The sequence below is a fragment of the Candidatus Thiosymbion oneisti genome, assembly GCF_004359955.1.
Lineage (GTDB): Bacteria > Pseudomonadota > Gammaproteobacteria > Chromatiales > Chromatiaceae > Thiosymbion > Thiosymbion oneisti.
The window spans coordinates 1-656 of record NZ_SMSC01000123.1 but is presented as its reverse complement, the minus strand read 5'-3'; the positions used below and the strand labels follow the sequence as shown (position 1 = coordinate 656).

1 protein-coding gene is annotated in these 656 nt (G+C 61.0%); it reads right to left on the bottom strand.

Going from position 1 to position 656, the window contains the following annotated elements; genetic code table 11:
- Positions 1-232 precede the first annotated feature (232 nt).
- Positions 233-656 (bottom strand): WD40 repeat domain-containing protein (locus E1958_RS19715; protein WP_133513381.1); only part of this gene is annotated, 424 nt, incomplete at its 5' end.

The following is a 656-nucleotide window of genomic DNA, read 5'->3' as shown; positions in this document are numbered from 1 at the left end:
AGCTTGGTGTGACCGAGGCACTGGCCGAACGGCACTTACCCGCCGCCGCTTTGGATTCGGACGGCTCGATGGCCTCCGAACTTATTCCGAGCTGCGTGGTTTTTCGATGCGGTTCGCTTTGATGCGGTTCGCTACCTGCCCCTTGTCTGCCGTGCCTGGCCCATTCCTGAAGTGGTGGGTAGACCGGCACAAGCAGACGTTCTTGGAATAGCGGGCAGGCGCTCACCGTATCCTACGGGCTGCTCTTGGTACCCCACAACTTGATAGTTTTGTCCAAGCTTGTCGAGGCCAGGATAAGGCCATCAGGGCTGAAGGCCACGGAGGTAACCCAGCCGGTGTGGCCCTGGAGGGTGGCGCGTAGTTGGCCGGTCTCGGCATCCCACAGATTGATAGTGTTATCCGTGCTCGCTGAGGCTAGGGTGCGACCGTCTGGAGCGAATGCCACGGAGCTAACCAAGCTAGTGTGGCCCTGGAGGGTAGCGCGTAGCTGGCCGGTCTTGACATCCCACAGCTTGACGGTCTTGTCCCGGCTCGCCGAGGCCAGGCTAAGGCCGTCGGGAGCGAACGCCACGGAGTAAACCATGTCGGTGTGGTCCTGGAGGGTGGCAAGCACCTGACCGCGTTCGACATCCCACAGCTTGATGGTCTTATCATCG